Here is an 18,440-nt window from a genome sequence, read left to right on the forward strand (position 1 = left end):
TAAGCGGGATGGGGGCGGGTCTCAACGGTAGACCGGGAACTTCGCGGTCAGGGCGTTCACGCGCTCGCGCACCGCAGCGAGGCTGGCCTCGTCGCGCGGGTTGTCGAGCACGTCGGCGATCAGGTTGGCCGTCAGGCGCGCCTCGTCTTCCTTGAAGCCGCGGGTGGTCATGGCCGGCGAACCGACGCGGATGCCGCTGGTGACGAAAGGCTTCTCGGGATCGTTGGGGATCGCGTTCTTGTTGACCGTGATGTGGGCCTGGCCCAGCGCCTGCTCGGCTTCCTTGCCGGTAATGCCCTTGGCGCGCAGGTCGACCAGCATGACGTGGCTTTCGGTGCGGCCCGACACGATGCGCAGGCCGCGCTCGACCAGGGTCTCGGCCATCACCTTGGCGTTGGCCACGACCTGGGCGGCATACGCCTTGAACGAGGGATCCAGCGCTTCCTTGAAGGCCACCGCCTTGGCGGCGATGACGTGCTCCAGCGGACCGCCCTGGATGCCCGGGAAGATGGCCGAATTGACGGCTTTCTCGAACTCGGCCTTGCACATGATCAGGCCGCCGCGCGGGCCGCGCAGCGACTTGTGCGTGGTCGAGGTGACGAAATCGGCGTGCGGCACCGGGTTCGGGTACGCGCCGCCGGCCACCAGGCCCGCGTAGTGGGCGATGTCCACCATGAACAGCGCGCCGTTGGCCTTGGCGATCTCGGCGAAGCGGGCGAAGTCGATGCGCAGCGCGTAGGCCGAGGCGCCCGCCACGATCAGCTTGGGCTTGTGTTCGGCGGCCAGGCGCGCGACCTGGTCATAATCGATCTCTTCCTGGGCGTTCAGGCCGTAGGACAGGAAGTTGTACAGCTTGCCCGAGGCATTGACCGGCGAGCCGTGCGTCAGGTGGCCGCCCTCGGCCAGGCTCATGCCCAGCACCGTGTCGCCGGGCTTGAGCACGGCCATGTACACGCCCTGGTTGGCCTGCGAGCCCGAGTTGGGCTGTACGTTAGCGGCGTCGGCGCCGAAGATCTGCTTGACGCGGTCGATGGCGAGCTGCTCGACGATGTCGACGAACTCGCAGCCGCCGTAATAGCGCTTGCCGGGATAGCCCTCGGCGTACTTGTTGGTCAGCTGCGTGCCCTGGGCCTCCATCACGGCCGGGCTGGCATAGTTTTCCGAGGCGATCAGCTCGATGTGCTGTTCCTGGCGCTGGTTTTCCAGCTCGATGGCGGACCAGAGCTCGGGGTCGGCTTGGGCAAGGGTGAGGCTGCGGTCGAACATGACGGGGTTTCCTTCCTGTGCAGAATGGGGCCGACCGGCGTGTTCAATGAGGACCGGCCAGCCGATTTTGCGAAAACCGCACACGCCCCTCTGGCCATGCCTGGCCGGCATTCCGGGATGAGACGATGCGATTTGCGAACCTGCCTAACGGCTGCCCAGGCGAACGGCGGGACGGCCCCGGCCACGCACGCGCGCCGGTTGCCGCCAGAACCCTGCGCTTCCTCGTGGTTGACCCACCCGGCAACGACCGCAAGCCGCCGCCAGTATCGCCAGTTACGCAGGGTGAAGGCAATCCGCTTATTTTAGCGCAGAACAGCGATCCGGCGTTCCATCCTCTCTAAATGGCCGACCACCGCGCAGTCCCAACCCAACCCATCTCGAATCGGCATATCAGTTCTCCTCCCATCCCCATATCGCAGCATCTTCCGTTTCGCCACAATGGCCTTCGAAGCGGGACCACACCGCGCCCGGCCGCCGGCCGACAACAGGAGACATCGACATGAACCGCCCTCACCGTCCGCGCCCCGGGCGCACCGCCCGCTGGCTGCTTGCCGTTTCCGCCCTGGCCGCGCTGCCCGCCGCCTGGGCCCAGCCCTTCCCGAGCAAGCCGGTCAAGATCGTCGTCGGCTTCGGCCCCGGCGGGCTGGGCGACACGGTGGTGCGCACGCTGGCGCAGAAAATGAGCGAGTCCATGGGCCAGAGCGTCATCGTCGAGAACGCCCCCGGGGCGGGCGGCATCACGGCCGCGTCCATGGTCGCGCGCGCCGCGCCCGACGGCTATACCCTGCTGCTGGTGAGCGGCCAGAACGCCTTCAGCCCCTATCTGTTCAAGTCGCTGCCCTATCATCCGGTGAACGATTTCGCCATGATCTCGACGATAGGCACCTTCCACTTCGTGCTGTTCGTCGACAAGAACAGTCCGCTGAAGACGGTGGGCGACGTGGTGGCCGCGGCCAAGCGCGATCCCGCGCATTTCAATATCGGCACCATCAGCGTCGGCAGCGCCCAGCATCTGTCGGCCCGCCTGTTCACAACCATGGCCGGCATCGACGTGCCCATCGTGCCTTTCAAGTCCACCGGCGACGTGATCGCCGCGCTGCGCGGCGGCAATATCCAGGCCGCGATGGAGACGGTGACCGGCGCGCTGGCGCAGATACGCGGCGGCGCCTTGCGCGCCATCGCCACGACCGCGCCCGAGCGCATCGGATTCCTGCCCGACACGCCCACCGTTGCCGAAAGCGGCGGCCCGGCGCTGGCGCGCTACGTGTCGGAGTCGTGGAACGGCATCGTCGCGCCGGCCGGCACGCCGCCGGCGGTAGTGCAGCGGCTCAACCGCGAGATCTCCCAGGCGCTGGAGGCGCCGGACGTGCGCCAGCGCCTGGCTACGCTGGGCATCGAGGCGCGCGCCAGCACGCCCGAGGCGCTCAAACAGGTCTTCATCGACGACGCCGCCAAATGGCGCGTCGTGATCGAGGAAGCCGGCATCGAGAAACAATGAAGGAAATGAAGGAGCACCGCGACATCATGGCATCCCCACACACGCCCGCGCCGGCAGGCGCGCCACGCACGGTTTTCCATCCGGATGCAAGCGAGGCGGAGCGCCGCGTGCGGGTCGACCTGGCCGCCTGCTACCGGCTGGTCGACCTGTACGGCATGAGCGACATGATCCTGAACCACATCTCGGCGCGCGTCCCCGGCGCCGACGAGCACTTCCTGATCAATCCCTTCGGCCTGATGTACGAAGAGATCACCGCGTCCAGCCTCATCAAGATCGATCTGGAAGGCCGGATCGTCCACAACCCCGACCCCGCATACACGATCAACCTGCCGGGCTACGTGATCCACAGCGCGATCCATGCGGCCCGGCCCGACGTGGGCTGCGTGCTGCACACCCATACGCCGGCGGGCATGGCGATCTCCGCGCTGGAATGCGGCCTGCTGCCGCTGAACCAGACCGCCATGCGCTTCGCCTCGGACGTGGCCTATCACGAGTTCGAAGGCGTCGCGGTGGACGTGGACGAGCGCCAGCGGCTGGCCGCCAACCTGGGCGGCCGCGACGTCATGATCCTGCGCAACCACGGCCTGCTCGCGGTCGGACAGACCGTGGCCGAGGCCTTCGTCAACATGCACAGGCTGGAGCGCGCATGCCAGACGCAGCTGCTCACGCAATCGGCCGGTTCGCCGCTGCACATGCCCGCCGCGGCCGTCATCGAGCACGCCTACCGGCAACTGCGGCGCGCGCCCACGCCCCGTCCCGACGGCAGCTTCCCGCCGCACGGCGAGCGCGAATGGCCGGCGCTGCTGCGCATGCTGGACCGGCGCGACCCAAGCTACCGGGATTAGCCCGCCCGCCACGACGGGTGTAGGCTAGCGCCACCCCATATATCGACTACGAAGGACGAGGATGAAGCATCGCATTGTGCAGATCGGCCCGATCACCCCGCCCGCGGACGCCCGCCTGGCGCGCGACTACGACGTCACTCCGCTCTGGAAGGAAGCGGATCCCGCCGCCTTCCTCGCGGCCCACGGCGCGCAATTCGAAGGCGTGGCCGTGCACGTGCGCGATGCCTGCGGCGCCGGCATCATCGACGCGCTGCCCAACGCCAAGGTGATCGCCAATTTCGGCGTCGGCTACGACAAGATCGACGTCGAGGCCGCGCGGCGCAAAGGCATGCAGGTCAGCAACACGCCCAAGGTGCTCGATGGCTGCGTGGCCGACCTGGCGATGGGCCTGGCCATCGACGTCGCACGCGGCATCAGCACGACCGACCGCTTCGTGCGGGCGGGCGGATGGAAGACCGGCCAGCGGCCGCTGATGACGCGCGTCTACGGCAAGAACATGGGGCTGCTCGGCTTCGGCGGCATCGGGCAGGCGGTCGGCCGCCGCGCCGCCGGTTTCGACATGGCGGTGCGCTATCACACGCGCCGGCCGGTCGAAGGCTCGCCCCACCAGCACGAACCCTCGCTGCCGGCGCTCGCGCAATGGGCCGACTTCCTGGTGGTGGCCTGCCCGGGCGGGCCGCAGACGCGCCACCTGGTCGATGCCGCCGTGCTGGAGGCGCTGGGTCCGCGCGGAATCCTGGTCAACATCGCGCGCGGCAGCGTGGTCGACGAAGCCGCGCTGGTCGAGGCCTTGCAGACGGGCAAGCTGGGCGGCGCCGGCCTGGACGTCTACGAGAACGAACCCAACGTGCCCGAAGCCCTGCTCGCCATGGACCAGGTGGTGGTGCTCTCGCATATCGCCGGCTTCACGCGCGAATCGCGCGCGCAGATGGAAGCCACGGTATGCGACAACCTCGATGCCTACTTCCGCACGGGGCAGGTCCTCAATCCGGTCTGACCGACCCGGGACGCCGCATGCCGCGCTTTGCCGCCAACCTCTCGATGCTCTACCCCGAGCACGCATTCCTGGACCGCTTCGCATGCGCGGAGCGGGACGGATTCGAAGCGGTGGAGTTTTTCTTTCCCTACGCCTATCCGGCCGAAGAACTGGCGGCGCGGCTGCGCGCCCACGGCCTGGAACTGGTGTTCTTCAACGCCACGCCCAGATCGCATCCGGACGAGCGCGGCATCGCCTGTCTGCCGGAACGCCGCGACGAGTTTCGCGCGAGCTTCCTGCGCGCGCTGGACATCGCCGAGACCCTGGATTGCGCGCGCCTGCACGTGATGCCGGGCCGCGTGCCGGCCGGCGCCGACCTGCGCACGCTGCACGCGGTCTACGCCGAGAATCTCGCCTGGGCCGCCGAGCGCGCGCAGGCCAGCGGGCGCTCGGTGCTGATCGAACCCATCAATGTGCGCGACGTGCCGGGATTCTTCCTGACGCGGCAGGCCCAGGCCCATGCGCTCATCGAGGAGATCGGCTCGCCCTGCGTGCAAGTGCAGATGGATCTCTACCATTGCCAGATCGTCGAAGGCGACCTGGCCGCGCGGCTGCGCAGGTACCTGCCGACCGGACGCGTCGGCCACCTGCAGATCGCCGGCGTGCCCGACCGCCACGAACCGGACGAGGGCGAAGTGCATTTCCCCTATCTGTTCGAGCTGATCGACGCGCTGGGCTACGACGGCTGGGTCGGATGCGAATACCATCCCCGCCAAGGCGATGCGCCGGGCGGCACGTCTGCCGGGCTGGAATGGCTGCGCCGGGCCGGCGGCCTCACGCCCCGCGCGGCCCGACCAGTTCGGTGATGATGTCCTGCACAGCCTGCTGCGTGCGCGTGGCCGGCCGCTGCGCGCTGACCGCCAGTGCCAGCTTGCTGCGCAGGCGCGGCCGGACGATGGGCACGGCATAGAGGATATCTTCGCGGCCGGAGGCGCGCACCGCGTCCACCGACAGCACCGCCGAGCCCATGTCTTCGGCCACCAGGTCGAGGATCGCGGCGATGCCGTCGATCTCCATGGCGATGCGCGGATGCCGGCCGATGTGCGCCAGCTCGGCCTCGACCAGCATGCGGATGGTGTTGGGGCGGGTGGGAATGATGAGCGGTTCGTCCGCCAGCTCATCCAGGGTGATCGCGGTCCGGACCGGCCGGCGCCTGCGCGGCATGACCAGGTAAAAGTCTTCGTCGAACAGCACGCGGCTATCCAGATCGGGGGACGGCACCGGGTTGTACAGCAGCGCGATGTCCAGCCGGCCGCTGACCAGCGACTCCTGCAAAGCCGTCGACAGGCCTTCGGAAATCGCCAGCACCGCCTCGGGCAGCCGCTCGCGCACCGCGCGCGTCAAGGGGACGGTTAGCATCTTGGCGAAGCGCGGCGGCAGGCCGATGGCGACGCGCCCGGCCAACGCGCCGCGCACGCGCCCGAGCTCTTCGCGCGTACGCGCGACCTGGTGCAGGATGCCGCGCGCATGTTCGAGCAGCACCTTGCCCGCTTCGGTCGCCACCACGCCGCGGCCATTGCGCACCAGCAGGCTCTGGCACAGCTCGAGCTCGAGTTCGCGCACCTGCCGGCTCAGCGCCGACTGGGCCACGTTGAGCGCAATCGAGGCGCGCGTGAAGCCGCCCAGCTCGGCCACGCGCACGAAATATTCCAGTTGCCTGAGTTCCACGCCGATCTTCCTCCGGATGCCCCCGGGCGAGCGCGCCGGTAGCCTGTTCCCTAGGCAGCGTCGGCCGGTTCTTCCCAGGCGTCCACCGGCATGGCGTCGAGATGGGCCACGTCGCCCCAGTTCAGGACGCGCCAGCCCTGCGGCTCGACCACGAAGCGGTTGATGCTGACGTTGTGCACCGAGTGGCGCCGGCCCGCGCTCAGCGACATGCCCTGCGCATGGCGATACGCGGTGTCGAGCACGCCGCTATGGGTGAAGACCAGCACGCGCTGCCCACGATGGGCGGCGGCGATGCGCTCGAGCGCCGCGACCACGCGCACGTGGAACTGCCGCAGCGACTCTCCGCCATCGAGTTCGTAGTCGGGTTCGCGCTCGCGCACGGCGGCGGCCGCCCGCGGAAAACGCTCGGCCAGCTCGTCGAAGTTCAGGCCTTCGAAAATGCCGTAGCGGCGTTCCCGCAGGCTGACGTCCAAACGCACGTCCAGGCCCAGGGCCGCCGCGGTGGGGCGCGCGGTGTCGTACGCCCGGACCAGGTCGCTGCTATAGACGGCGTGCGCCGTCTCGGCGCCCGCGCCGAAGCGGGTGGCCACCCGCCGCGCCTGGCTGTGGCCGAGCTCGTTCAGCCCGACGTCGAGCGTGCCCTGCACCCGGCGCAGCCGGTTCCAGGCGGTCTCGCCGTGGCGGATCAGCCAGAGCTCACTCATCGGCTGCGATCTTGGTGGGCGCCAGGGCGGGGTTCAGCGTATAGGTGCCGGACAGCGCAGCCTGCCCCAGCACGTGCTTCTCGATCGCCCGGCGCACGTCGGCGCCGCCGAAACGGCCCTCGACCCCGACGCGCGGCACGTCCAGCGCGTAGACCGTGAACACGTAGTGGTGCACGATGGAGTCGTTCCATGGCGGGCACGGGCCATCGTAGCCGTAGTAGTCGCCGCTCATGTCGTGGTCGGCGGCGAACCAGCCGGTGTAGTCGTTGATCCCCTGGCGCGTGCCGCCCGGGGCGACCGGGCCGCCCTTGCCGCGCGGCGTCACGCCATTGCAGAACGCGCCCTCCTCGATTTCGGTCGCGGCGGCGGGCAGGTCCACCAGCACCCAGTGGAAGAAATCGACGCGCGGCAGGTCCGCCGGCACCAGTTTGCCGGCCTGGTTGACGTCGTCGCCTTTGCTGGGCACGTCGTAGTCGTGGCAGATGACCGCGAACGACTGCGTGCCGGCCGGCACGTCGTCCCAGGCCAGGTGCGGGTTGACGTTGTCCGACAGCGTCACCTGGGTCTTGGGATCGATCTTGCCGAAGGCGTGGCGCGCCGGGATCGGCTGCCCGTCCACGAAGGAATTGCTCCACAGTTTCATCGCGATGCTCCTGAAATGGGTTGGCCACGGCATGGCCGGCCCGTCCGGCGCGCACGGAGCGCGGCGGACGGCGATCCGGCCCGGCCCCTCATCGTACCGTGACGCGCGCGAACTTTCGTTTACCGACCTGCACGACGTAGGTGCCGGCGTCGACCTTCAGGCCCTTGTCTTCGACCCTGGCCGAATCGATCCTGACGCCGCCCTGCTCGATATTGCGCTGCGCCTCGGAAGACGACGCGCACAGCCCCGCCTCGCGCAGCATCTGCAGCACGCCCAGGGGCGCGCCGGCCACCGTCACTTCCGGCATCTGGTCCGGCACGGCCTTCTGCTTGAAGCGCGCCTCGAAATCGGCCAGCGCCTGCTCGGCCGCCGCCTGGGAATGGAAGCGCGCGACGATTTCCTGCGCCAGCAGCACCTTGACGTCGCGCGGATTGCGGCCGGCCTCGGTTTCGGCCTTGAGCTGCGCGATCTGTTCCAGGGACTTGAACGACAGCAGTTCGTAATAGCGCCACATCAGCGTGTCGGAAATCGACATCAGCTTGCCGAACATCGACTCCGGCGCTTCCGAGATGCCGATGTAGTTGTTCTTGGACTTGGACATCTTCTCGACGCCGTCCGTGCCGACCAGCAGCGGCATGGTCAGGATGCACTGCGGCTCCTGGCCGTATTCCTTCTGCAGCTCGCGCCCCACCAGCAGGTTGAACTTCTGGTCGGTGCCGCCCAGCTCCAGGTCGGCCTTGAGCGCGACCGAGTCGTAGCCCTGCATCAGCGGGTACAGGAACTCGTGCACCGAGATCGGCACGCCGCCCTTGAAACGCTTGGTGAAATCCTCGCGCTCAAGCATGCGCGCCACGGTATAGCGCGAAGCCAGCTGGATCATGCCGCGCGCGCCCAGCGGGTCGCACCATTCGGAGTTGTAGCGCACCTCGGTGCGGGCCGGATCCAGCACCAGGCTGGCCTGGGCGTAATAGGTCTTGGCATTGGCCTCGATCTGCTCGCGCGTGAGCGGCGGACGGGTGGCGTTGCGGCCGCTCGGGTCGCCGATCATCGAGGTGAAATCGCCGATCAGGAAGATGACCGTGTGGCCCAGCTCCTGCATCTGGCGCATCTTGTTGAGCACCACCGTGTGGCCGAGGTGGATGTCTGGCGCGGTGGGATCCAGGCCGAGCTTGATGCGAAGCGGCGTGCCGGTGGCACGGCTGCGCGCCAGCTTGCGCGCGAATTCCGACGCCACCAGGAGCTCGTCGGAGCCGCGCCGCACGATCGCCAGGTCGCGCTCGACCTCCGGTGTAACCGGATATGACACGCTCACGGCCGCGGCGGCATGGCGTGTGTCGGGCGGATCGGACGGCTTGGTGTCGGTCATGGCAGGAACGGCTCGGGAAAAAATATGTAAATGGTAATAAGCGATGTTGGCAGGCCCGGGGGAGTTTCTATATACTCGGCCCGTTTCAGTTGCATCCCGTTGTTACACTAAAATGCGAGGGTTCGCACGATCGAACCTCGCTTTTTTCTTTTGCGCTGCACACGAACGTTGCACCAAAACAACGGATTGATGGCGAACTGGAACATATCGCGCTGAGGACCCGCACTCCGACAGCAATTCTAGCCCAACCGACCCCAGGGGCCAGGACGCATGAATCGTAAGTTTTCCAGCATCGCCGGCGCCGTGCTCAAGCGCATATCGGCCGCGATGCAGCAAGTCTTTTCCGGCATCACCTCCCATCCCGCCACGCTCACCATCACCTCGTCGCCGCTCAAGCGCCGCATCGTCATCGGCACCGGCGCGGCCGGCCTGTTCGTGACCGCCGCCGCCATCGGCGTGGCGCCGCTGGCGCCCGACGCGGCGCTGCTGCCCACCACGCGCATCGTCCAATCGCTAGAACTGCCCGACCTGGCCGAGCAGGCCGTCCAGCAGGAGGCCGCCACGCCCGACTTCATCCGCGAAGAGCGGGTGCAGCGCGGCGACTCGGTCGCCACGCTGCTGAACCGGCTGGGTGTGGACGACCCCGAACTGGAGCGCTTCCTGCGCACCTCGGCCGACGCCCGCAGCTTCTACCAGCTCTACCCCGGCCGCGTGGTGCAGGCCGCCACCAGCGCCGAAGGCGAGATCCGCTGGCTGCGCTACATCCATACGCCGGGCAGCGAGACCGACGGCAAGGTCGTCTCGCGCATGCTGCAGGTCGAGCGCTCGGCCCAGGGCCTGGCGGCGCGCGAGGTGCAGCTCGACACCGAACGCGAAACCCGCGTCGCCCACGGCGAAATCACCAGCTCCCTGTTCGGCGCGACCGACGCGGCCGGCGTGCCCGACTCGGTCGCCACGCAGATCGCCGAAATCCTGTCCGGCGACGTCGACTTCCATCGCGACCTGCGCCGCGGCGATCATTTCAACGTCGTCTACGAAGCGTATACCCACCAGGGCAACTACGTGCGTGCCGGCAAGGTGATCGCGCTCGAGTTCGTCCACAAGGGCAAGCCCTACCAGGCCGTCTGGTTCGACCAGCAGCCCGGCGTGAGCGGCGGCTACTACACCTTCGACGGCAAGAGCCTGCGCAAGGCCTTCCTGCGCTCGCCCATGGAGTTCACCCGCGTGACCTCCGGCTTCTCGATGCGCCTGCACCCCATCCACAAAACCTGGCGCGCGCACACCGGCGTGGATTACGGCGCGCCCAAGGGCACCCCGATCCGCACCACCGCCGACGGCACCATCGACTTCATCGGCCAGCAGAACGGCTACGGCAACGTCGTCGTGGTGCGCCACCATGGCCAGTATTCGACGCTGTACGCCCACATGAGCGCGTTCGCGCCGGGCCTGACCAAGGGCGCGCACGTATCTCAAGGCCAGATGATCGGCCGCGTGGGCTCCACGGGCTGGGCCACCGGCCCGCACCTGCACTACGAGTTCCGCATCGCCGGCAAGCCGGTGGACCCGCTGGCGGTCGCACTGCCGCAGGCCCCCGAACTCAACGCCCGCAGCCTGGCGCTGTTCCGCCAGCAGACCGAGCCGCTGCAGCACCAGATGGCCTTGCTGGCGCAGTTGAAAGACTTCAGCATGCCCGCAGGCGACACCTCGCTGGCCAGCAGCCGGTGAACCGCGCGGCGGTGCCCTACATCGGTCTGATGTCGGGCACCAGCCTGGACGGCGTGGACGGGGTGGCGGCCGTGTTCGACGGCGCGGCCCCGCGCATCCTCGCCCACGCCGAAACCGGTATTCCAGCGCCGCTGAAGACGGCGCTGCTGGCATTGAACACCCCTGGCTACGACGAAATCCACGCCATGGCGACGGCCGCCGGGCAACTGGCGGACCTGTATGCCGAGGTGGTTGCTCAGTTGCTGGCCCGCAGCGGCCTGCCCGCGCACGCGGTGCGGGCCATCGGCGCACACGGCCAGACCGTGCGCCACCGCCCCGACGCAGGCTACACCGTGCAGTTGAACGCGCCTGCCCGGCTGGCGGAGCGCTGCGGCATCGCCGTGGTGGCCGACCTGCGCAGCCGCGACCTGGCGGCCGGAGGCCAGGGCGCGCCGCTGGTGCCCGCCTTCCACGCCGCCGTGTTCGGCACCGGCCGGCCACAGGCCGTGCTGAACCTGGGCGGCATCGCCAACATCACGCTGCTCCAGCCGGCCGGGACCACCGGTTACGACACCGGGCCCGCCAATCTGCTGCTGGATGCCTGGTGCGAACGCCAGACCGGCCAGCCCTACGATCGCGACGGCGCCTATGCCGCCAGCGGCACCTCATGCCCCGGCCTGCTGGCCGAACTGCTGGCCTCCGAGCCCTGGCTGGACCAGCCCCCGCCCAAATCCACCGGCCGCGACCTGTTCAACCGCGACTGGCTGGACCGGCGCTTGCGCGCCTGGCAGGATCGCCACGGCGCGCTTCCCGGCGCCGACGTGCAGGCGACCCTGCTCGCCCTGACGGCGGAGACCAGCGCGCGCGAGATCCGGCGCCGGCTCCCCGCCTGCGAACAGGTCTGGGTATGCGGCGGCGGCGCGCGCAACGGCGCGCTGATGCGCGCCCTGGCGGCGGCGCTGCCCTGCCCGGTCGCACCGACCGACCAGGCCGGCGTACCGGCGCAGCAGATGGAAGCGCTGGCTTTCGCCTGGCTGGCACAGCAGCATGTAGAGGGCCTGCCCGGCAACCTGCCCGCGGTGACTGGCGCGGCCGGGCCTCGCGTCCTCGGCGCCTACTACCCCGCCTGAGCGCCCGGAGCCCGGCCACGTCCGGGCCCGGCCTACCTGCCTGCGACACCTAGACGGACCCCGAAGCGCATGCAGGCGTATTCACGCCGCAACACTAAAGTGAATACATTTAAGCCAAATTTCTATTTCCTCGTTCGGGTATTTACCCCATACAACCCGAAAATTCATTGACCACCCATAGAAAAGTACATACATTTCAACCATGCATGGCGCTGCGCGCCACCCACTAACACCGCTCGATCCAGGGCATAGCGGATCCGGCTCTGCCGGTCCGCCAGTGCCGCCCGCTGGGCCCGGCGCCGGGCCGTCCCAAGGCGGGCCCAGGCTCCCCCGGGGGGCTGCCGCGTAGCGGCTGGGGGCCCACCGTGCCGGGCGCGCGTCAGCGCGTAGGGAAGAGCCTCATCAAGGACCGTCATGAGCTTTCCTCTGGGTCTGCGCCTGCCCGTATTCGCCGCCCCCATGTTTCTGGTCTCCGGCCCCGAACTGGTGATCGCGGCATCGCGAGCGGGCATCGTCGGCGCCTTTCCGAACAACAACGTGCGCACCAGCGAGGAATACGGCGAATGGCTGGGCCGGATCGCGGAGGCCCTCGGCTCCCACGGCCAGCCCGGTGCGCTGCCCTGGGCCGCGAACCTGATCACGCACTCCACCAATACCCGCCTCCCTACCGACCTGGAGCAGATCGCTCGCTGGCGGCCGCCCATCGTCATCACCTCGCTGGGCAGCCCGCGCCCGGTCATGCAGACCGTGCGGGCCTACGGCGGCCTGGTGTGCGCCGACGTCACTACGCTGCGGCTGGCGCGCAAAGCCGCCGAAGCCGGGGTGGACGGACTGGTGTGCGTCTGCTCAGGCGCGGGCGGACACACCGGCCAGCTGTCGCCGTTCGCCTTTATCTCCGCGGTGCGGCGTTTCTTCACGGGCACCATCATTGCCGGCGGCGGCATTGCCGACGGCTGGGGCATTGCCGGCGCGCTGGCCGCGGGGGCGGATTTCGTCTACATGGGCACGCGCTTCCTGGCCACGACCGAGAGCCTGGCCGCCGAGGGCCACAAGCGCATGGTGGTCGACTGCAGCGCCGACGACCTGCTGATCAGCGATGCCGTCACCGGCACGCCCGCCTCGTGGCTGGTGCCTTCGCTGGTGCAGTGCGGCCTGGATCCGGCCCAGCTTCCCGACGCCCGCCAGCGCGTCTACGACAGCGGGCGCAGCAAGGAAACCCGCCGCTGGAAAGACGTCTGGTCGGCCGGACAGGGCTTGGGCGCGATCGACGGCATCGTGCCGGTGGCGCAGGTCGTCGCACGGCTCGAGGAAGAATGGCGCGCCGCCTGCGCGCGCTTTGCCGGCCTGGCGGCATCCGCCGCCCAGGCCTGACCGTACCGGGAGAGACATCAGGTGGCACACGCAGACACGCAACGCGGCGGCCCGCTGGCCGGAATCAAGGTGCTGGACCTGACCTGGGTCATCCTGGGGCCGTTCTGTACCCAGCTGCTGGCCGACCACGGCGCCGAGGTCATCAAGCTGGAAGCGCCCGACGGCGACCCGATGCGTAGCGTCGGCCCGCGCCGGACCAACGACATGGGGCCGTCCTTTCTGCAGTTGAACCGCAACAAGCGCAGTCTGACGCTGGACCTCAAGCAGGAAGCCTCGAGCCGGGTGCTGGAGCGGCTGATCGGCTGGTGCGACGTGTTCGTCAGCAACATGCGGCCGCAGGCCCTCGAGCGCCTGGGACTGGACTACGAGCGCGTGCGGCGCATCAACCCGGGCGCCATCTACGTCAGTTGCTCCGGATTCGGCGAGGACGGCCCCTATGCGGGCCGGCCCGCCTTCGACGAAGTCATACAGGCGATGACCGGCCTGGCGGCCGCCCGCGCGCGCGACGGCGACGGCATGCCGCAGTCCTGCCCCTTCCCGCTGGCCGACCGCTACACCGGCCTCTATGCGGCGTTCTGCATCAGCACCGCGCTGGCGGCCCGCGCGCGCGACGGCGTGGGGCAGAAGCTGGAGATCCCGATGTTCGAGGTGCTGTCCCAGCTGGTGCTCGGGGACCACATGATAGGCAGCCTGTTCCAGCCGCCGCAGTCCGCCCCGGGCTACGACCGCTACCTGAACGGCCTGCGCACCTACTTCCGCACCGCCGACGGCCATCTGTGCGCGGCCATCAATACCGACCGCCAATGGCGCAAGTTCCTGGAAGCGGCGGGCCGGCCCGAGCTGCTGGACCACCCTTCGTTCGCCACCCGCGCCGCGCGCGCCCGCGACGCCCAGGCCGTGGACCGGCAACTGCGCGAGCTGTTCGAGGGCGACACCACCGCGCACTGGCTGGCCCTGCTGGAACGGGCCGAGGTGCCGGCCGCCCCGGTGCGCGGCATCGCCGACCTGCTCGACGATCCGCACCTGCAATCCGTGGGTTTCTTCCTGTCCGCGCCGCACCCCACCGAAGGGGAGCTGCGGATGCCGGGCTTTCCGGCGCGCTGGAGCGCCACGCCGCCCTCGTATCGCCGGCCCGCGCCGACGCTGGGCCAGCACACCGAGGAAATCCTGCGCGAACTGGGGCTCTAGCGGGGCTGCCCGGCCGGCGCCTGACGGCGCCGGCCGGGCCAAGGCTCACAACAGGAAGGTCAGGTTGCCCAGCCAGGCGTCGTGGTTCATCAGCGTAATGGTCTTGCGGACGAAGCGCGCGCCCGACGGCGTGACGCGGCAGATGTGCTCGACCGTCGCCACCAGCGGCTGGATCTCGGCGACGCCGACCTGGGCGCTGTCGCCCATGCGCATCTCGTAGATCACCTGGTTCGAGCGCACCAGCGCGCCCTCTTCATGCGGCAGCACGCGCACGTTGCCGACCATGTGCACGGTGCGCGAACGCGGCGACTGGGCGGGAAAATCCACATGCAGCAGGTGATACACGCGCTCTTCGCGGCGCAGCGTATCGTCGCAGATGATGGCCGCGTTCAGGCCGATTTCCTCGGACGGATCCAGCGGTATCCAGTACATGCCGTCGGACGTGAACAGCTCGAGCCATTGCTCCAGCTGCAAAGTGTCCAGCAGTTCCGCCTCGCGTATCAGCAAGTCCTCGGCATCGGCGCGGCTCAGCGTAGGGGTGGGGTGCATGCGATCGGTCTCCTCAGCGTTGCGCCATCAGTTGCTTCCAGGCCTGCCACAACGCACGCTGGGGCGCCTCGCTGGCGGGCAGGCCCTTGGTGTCGCCATTGGCCAGCTTCTCGTCGGTCTGCAGGCCGCGCTCCAGCAACAGCCATTCGACCGCGCTGCCCGCCAGCCCCTGCTGGTTGCGCGCGAAGATGTCGACGTCGTCGGCCATGCCGTGCCCGGCCGGCCCGTAGAATCGTTCCTGGCTGCGCATCCAGCCGTCGTTGAACTCCTTGGGCGCGTCCACCAGGTCGTACAGATAGATGGTCACCTCGGTCACGTCCGGCGCGATGGGGCGCCAGGTGCGGATCTGCTGGTGGATCAGGCCCAGATTGGGGAAAATCGTGCCGGACATGCGTCCGACGACGAAGGGGAATTCGTCCGGGCCGTGGATGTCGCGCAGGGCCTCGTAGTACTCGCGGTGCGGACCGCTGAGCAGTTCGTCGGGGTTGGCCGTACCCGAGTTCTCCAACTGCGCGTGGCCGTGGCGCAGGGCCCAGCTGGAGCCCTTGAAGCGAACCTGGCGCATGGCCTTGGCCGAGCCGCCCTTGTGCGCGCCGTAGTCGCCGGTGGTTTCGCCGTACTTGGCCTGCAGCGCGACGAAGCCCTTGTGCGTATGCAGGAAATGGTAGGCGTCGACGATGTTCTCGACCTGGAATTTCCAGTTGCCCTGGTAGCGCATCACGAACGGCTTGCCGCGCACCGCGATGCGCCCCACCGGCGAGCGCCCGAACTTGCGGTCTATGGTTTTCTTGGCTCGACCGAGGTAGGTGTCCAGATCGACCGCGTCCGGATCCAGGCAGGCGAAGATCAGCCCGCGGTAGGAATCGACGCGCGGCACGCGATGCAGTCCTTCGGGCACGTCGAAGTCCGGCGCGTAGCCGCCCGAATCGTTGCGCTCGGACACGGCCAGCAGCTTGCCGTCCAGGGCGAAGACCCAGCCATGGTAAGGGCAGGTGAAATCGCGCACCGTACCGCGCGCCTCGCGCGCGATCACCGCGCCCCGGTGCACGCAGCGGTTCACCAGCACATGGACCGCGCCGTCGTCGGCACGCGTGACGATCACCGGCTGCGTGCCGATGTACGCCGTCTTGTAATCGCCCGGGTTCGGTATCTCGCTATCGTGGCCGACGAAGACCCACACGCGCGCGAAAATGCGTTCCATCTCCGCATCGAAAACCGCCTGGTCCGTATACGCCCGCGTATGCACGCGGTAATGGCGCTCGTCCTCCCAGATCAGCGACGCCGGATCCAGCTCGGACGCCGCGCCGTATTCTCTTGCATTCATCACAGACATATCGATTCTCCATACTGCCGTACATCAGTCATAACCCAGCATCCACGGCACCGCGCCGAGTTTCTCCGGGCACCGCGGATCCGGCTCCGCCGGTCCGCCAGTGCCGCCCCCTGGGGGGGGCGCGTAAGCGCGTAGGGGGGGGCCTAATCCATGAATCGGCCGCCGGACAGATTCAGCGTTTCGCCTGTCACGTACGCGCCATGGCGCGACGCCAGGTAGAACACCGCGTGGGCGGCCTCGATGGACCGGCCCACACGGCCGACGGGTATCCCCTTGACGACCTCCTGCATGCGTTCCGCGCTCGCGCCCGCCACCTGTACATCGAACAAGGAAGTGGCGATCACGTTGACCGTGACCCCATAGGGCGCCAGCTCGGCCGCCATCACCCGCGAATAGGCGATCAGCCCGCCCTTGGCCGCCGCATAGGGCGCCACGTGGCGATGCACCCCGGTCTTGCCCGACATGGACGAAAACGACACGATGCGTCCTGCGCCGTGCTCCTTCATCCGGCGCGCCGCGGCCTGTATGCACAGAATGGGCCCCATCAATTCGCGCGCCAGCACGTCGCGGTAGCGCGCCGCGGGAATCTCCAGCGCATCGGCGGTGCTGACGGGCGCGGCCACGTTGACCAGTATGTCGAGCCCGCCCAGCTGCTCCGTGCAGGCATCGAAGAAGCGCTCGACCTCGGTCTCGTCGTCGATGTCCACCGGAATGCAACTGGCGCCGGGAACGTCCCGCGCCACGGCGGCCGCATGCGCGGCGTCCTCGGCCGGCGTGACCCCGACCACGACCTTGGCGCCGCATGCCGCAAACGCGCGCAGCAGCTCCGGCCCCGACCCGAGCGCGCCCCCCACCAGCACCACGGCCGCGCCCGCGAACTCTTCCGATTCAAACAACATATCCGTCTCCATAATGCTGCGCGCCCCCCACCCCGCATAAAACAGATGCCGCCCGACCCAGGAAACCGCGGATCCGGCTCCGCCGGTCCGCCGGCTTCCGCCCCCTGGGCCCGGCGCCGGGCCGCCCCAAGGCGGGCCCAGGCCCCCTCGGGGGCTGCCGCGTAGCGGCTGGGGGCTCACCATACTGGGCGCGCGTCAGCGCGTAGGGGGGGTCCGCTAATTAGCCGTGATGTTGTTTTTCTTGATGATCCGCGTGAAGCGCTCCAGCTGCGTATCCATCAGTTCCTGCAGCACCTGCGGCGACGAAGGCAGCACGTCCAGTCCGGTCTTCTCCAGGGCCGACTTGACGTCGGGCAGTTCCAGAATGCGCGTGATCTCCTTGTTGAGCTTGTTGATCACCGCCACCGGCGTGCCCTTGGGCGCCAGGAAGCCGTACCAGGCCGGCATGCCCGGCGTAATGCCCAGTTCGGAGAACGACGGCACGCCCGGCGCGCTGCGCTGGCGCTCGTTGCTGGATACGCCCAGGTTGCGCAGCTGGCCGGCGTCGACGAAGGGACGCAAGGTGTGCGTGGCCACGAACATGGCGTCCACGTGTCCCGCGACCACGTCGTTGACCCCCGGCGCCGTCCCCTTGTAGGGCACGTGCAGGAAGGAAGTCTGGGTGGCGTCCTCGAATTCGGCGAGCAGTATGTGGGAGGGCGAACCGACCCCGGCCGAGGCGAAATTGATCTTGCCCGGGTTGGCCTTGGCCGCGGCGATCAGGTCCGCCATGGTCCGGTAGCCCTTGCCCGGATTCACCGCCAGCGAGTTGGTGCCGCGCGCGGCGATCATCACCGGCGTCAAATCCTTCATGGGATTGAAGGTGGGCGACGGATACAGGATGGAGGTGATCACCAGATTACTGGCCGTCACCACCAGCGTGTGCCCGTCCGGCGCCGCGCGCGCCACCTGCTCGGCGCCCATGTGGCCGGCCAGGCCGGTCTTGTTCTCGACGATGACGGGCTGCTTCCAGCTTTCGTACAGCTTTTCTCCGACCAGCCGGGCGATGTTGTCCATGCCGGTGCCGGGAGTGAAGGGAACGATGAAACGCAAGGGTTTGGATGGAAAATCGACCGCCGCATCGGCCGCAAGCGCGGCGGTCGATACACAGCTCAAGGCCAACAGCACAGCACATGACGTGATACGCATTTCACTCTCCCCAAGATTTGGAACGGATACGGAACCTGCTCCCCACACTTGC

17 protein-coding genes and 1 riboswitch are annotated in these 18,440 nt (G+C 68.6%); of the genes, 8 read left to right on the top strand and 9 right to left on the bottom strand.

Annotated features, from left to right (window positions below; all coding sequences use genetic code 11):
• Window positions 1-21 precede the first annotated feature (21 nt).
• Complete coding sequence (glyA, locus tag PIGHUM_RS07430) at window positions 22-1,266, bottom strand: serine hydroxymethyltransferase (protein ID WP_124078776.1); 1,245 nt, start codon at window positions 1,264-1,266, stop codon at window positions 22-24.
• A 146-nt stretch (window positions 1,267-1,412) separates the two neighbouring features.
• A riboswitch (ZMP/ZTP riboswitch) is annotated at window positions 1,413-1,553 on the bottom strand.
• A 212-nt stretch (window positions 1,554-1,765) separates the two neighbouring features.
• Here glyA and PIGHUM_RS07435 point away from each other — a divergent pair.
• From PIGHUM_RS07435 to otnI, 4 genes are all read left to right on the top strand, one after another.
• Window positions 1,766-2,764 carry a Bug family tripartite tricarboxylate transporter substrate binding protein gene (locus tag PIGHUM_RS07435; protein ID WP_124078778.1) on the top strand — a complete coding sequence of 333 codons (999 nt, stop codon included), beginning with the start codon at window positions 1,766-1,768 and terminating at the stop codon, window positions 2,762-2,764.
• Window positions 2,765-2,790: 26 nt separating this feature from the next.
• Window positions 2,791-3,609 carry a class II aldolase/adducin family protein gene (locus PIGHUM_RS07440; RefSeq protein WP_124078780.1) on the top strand — a complete coding sequence of 273 codons (819 nt, stop codon included), beginning with the start codon at window positions 2,791-2,793 and terminating at the stop codon, window positions 3,607-3,609.
• Between the two features lie 61 nt (window positions 3,610-3,670).
• On the top strand, window positions 3,671-4,606 hold the full coding sequence (locus tag PIGHUM_RS07445) for a 2-hydroxyacid dehydrogenase (RefSeq protein ID WP_124078781.1): 936 nt from the start codon (window positions 3,671-3,673) through the stop codon (window positions 4,604-4,606).
• A gap of 17 nt (window positions 4,607-4,623) precedes the next feature.
• The gene (otnI, locus tag PIGHUM_RS07450; RefSeq protein WP_124078783.1) at window positions 4,624-5,451 is read left to right on the top strand and encodes a 2-oxo-tetronate isomerase; all 828 of its coding nucleotides are present in this window, start codon (window positions 4,624-4,626) and stop codon (window positions 5,449-5,451) included.
• Here the strand turns inward: otnI and PIGHUM_RS07455 are convergent.
• The 4 genes from PIGHUM_RS07455 to tyrS all read right to left on the bottom strand — a co-directional run bounded on the left by PIGHUM_RS07455 (window position 5,420) and on the right by tyrS (window position 9,026).
• On the bottom strand, window positions 5,420-6,313 hold the full coding sequence (locus PIGHUM_RS07455) for a LysR substrate-binding domain-containing protein (RefSeq protein WP_124078785.1): 894 nt from the start codon (window positions 6,311-6,313) through the stop codon (window positions 5,420-5,422). The two genes, otnI and PIGHUM_RS07455, sit on opposite strands and share 32 nt — an antisense overlap.
• 50 nt (window positions 6,314-6,363) lie before the next feature.
• Entirely contained in the window at window positions 6,364-7,017 is a 654-nt protein-coding gene (locus PIGHUM_RS07460; protein ID WP_124078786.1) for a histidine phosphatase family protein, read from the bottom strand.
• Window positions 7,010-7,660 carry a YbhB/YbcL family Raf kinase inhibitor-like protein gene (locus tag PIGHUM_RS07465; RefSeq protein WP_124078787.1) on the bottom strand — a complete coding sequence of 217 codons (651 nt, stop codon included), beginning with the start codon at window positions 7,658-7,660 and terminating at the stop codon, window positions 7,010-7,012. Before PIGHUM_RS07465 ends, PIGHUM_RS07460 begins: the two co-directional genes overlap by 8 nt.
• Before the next feature lie 88 nt (window positions 7,661-7,748).
• Window positions 7,749-9,026, bottom strand: coding sequence for a tyrosine--tRNA ligase (tyrS, locus tag PIGHUM_RS07470; protein WP_425466691.1), 1,278 nt, complete (start codon window positions 9,024-9,026; stop codon window positions 7,749-7,751).
• Between the two features lie 270 nt (window positions 9,027-9,296).
• Between tyrS and PIGHUM_RS07475 the strand changes: the two genes are divergently transcribed.
• The 4 genes from PIGHUM_RS07475 to PIGHUM_RS07490 all read left to right on the top strand — a co-directional run bounded on the left by PIGHUM_RS07475 (window position 9,297) and on the right by PIGHUM_RS07490 (window position 14,419).
• A complete protein-coding gene (locus PIGHUM_RS07475) occupies window positions 9,297-10,751 on the top strand; it encodes a M23 family metallopeptidase (protein WP_124078788.1) in 1,455 nt (484 codons plus the stop codon).
• Window positions 10,748-11,860, top strand: a complete 1,113-nt coding sequence (locus PIGHUM_RS07480) for an anhydro-N-acetylmuramic acid kinase (protein WP_281279063.1) — start codon at window positions 10,748-10,750, stop codon at window positions 11,858-11,860. The genes PIGHUM_RS07475 and PIGHUM_RS07480 overlap by 4 nt, the downstream gene beginning before the upstream one ends.
• Before the next feature lie 414 nt (window positions 11,861-12,274).
• Window positions 12,275-13,231, top strand: coding sequence for an NAD(P)H-dependent flavin oxidoreductase (locus PIGHUM_RS07485; RefSeq protein WP_124078790.1), 957 nt, complete (start codon window positions 12,275-12,277; stop codon window positions 13,229-13,231).
• Window positions 13,232-13,252: 21 nt separating this feature from the next.
• Window positions 13,253-14,419, top strand: a complete 1,167-nt coding sequence (locus PIGHUM_RS07490; protein WP_124078792.1) for a CaiB/BaiF CoA transferase family protein — start codon at window positions 13,253-13,255, stop codon at window positions 14,417-14,419.
• A gap of 45 nt (window positions 14,420-14,464) precedes the next feature.
• On the opposite strand, the gene PIGHUM_RS07495 is transcribed toward PIGHUM_RS07490, so the two are convergent.
• The 4 genes from PIGHUM_RS07495 to PIGHUM_RS07510 all read right to left on the bottom strand — a co-directional run bounded on the left by PIGHUM_RS07495 (window position 14,465) and on the right by PIGHUM_RS07510 (window position 18,388).
• Window positions 14,465-14,968 (bottom strand): aromatic-ring-hydroxylating dioxygenase subunit beta, encoded by a 504-nt coding sequence (locus PIGHUM_RS07495; protein WP_124078794.1) that lies wholly within the window; start codon window positions 14,966-14,968, stop codon window positions 14,465-14,467.
• 13 nt (window positions 14,969-14,981) lie between these two features.
• Entirely contained in the window at window positions 14,982-16,301 is a 1,320-nt protein-coding gene (locus tag PIGHUM_RS07500) for an aromatic ring-hydroxylating oxygenase subunit alpha (protein ID WP_124078796.1), read from the bottom strand.
• A gap of 143 nt (window positions 16,302-16,444) precedes the next feature.
• A complete protein-coding gene (locus PIGHUM_RS07505) occupies window positions 16,445-17,200 on the bottom strand; it encodes an SDR family NAD(P)-dependent oxidoreductase (protein ID WP_222929233.1) in 756 nt (251 codons plus the stop codon).
• 216 nt (window positions 17,201-17,416) lie between these two features.
• Window positions 17,417-18,388: a Bug family tripartite tricarboxylate transporter substrate binding protein gene (locus PIGHUM_RS07510; RefSeq protein WP_124078800.1), complete on the bottom strand. Its 972-nt coding sequence runs from the start codon at window positions 18,386-18,388 to the stop codon at window positions 17,417-17,419.
• Window positions 18,389-18,440: the final 52 nt, after the last annotated feature.

It is taken from the genome of Pigmentiphaga humi (assembly GCF_900606115.1).
Classification (GTDB): Bacteria; Pseudomonadota; Gammaproteobacteria; order Burkholderiales; family Burkholderiaceae_B; genus Pigmentiphaga; species Pigmentiphaga humi.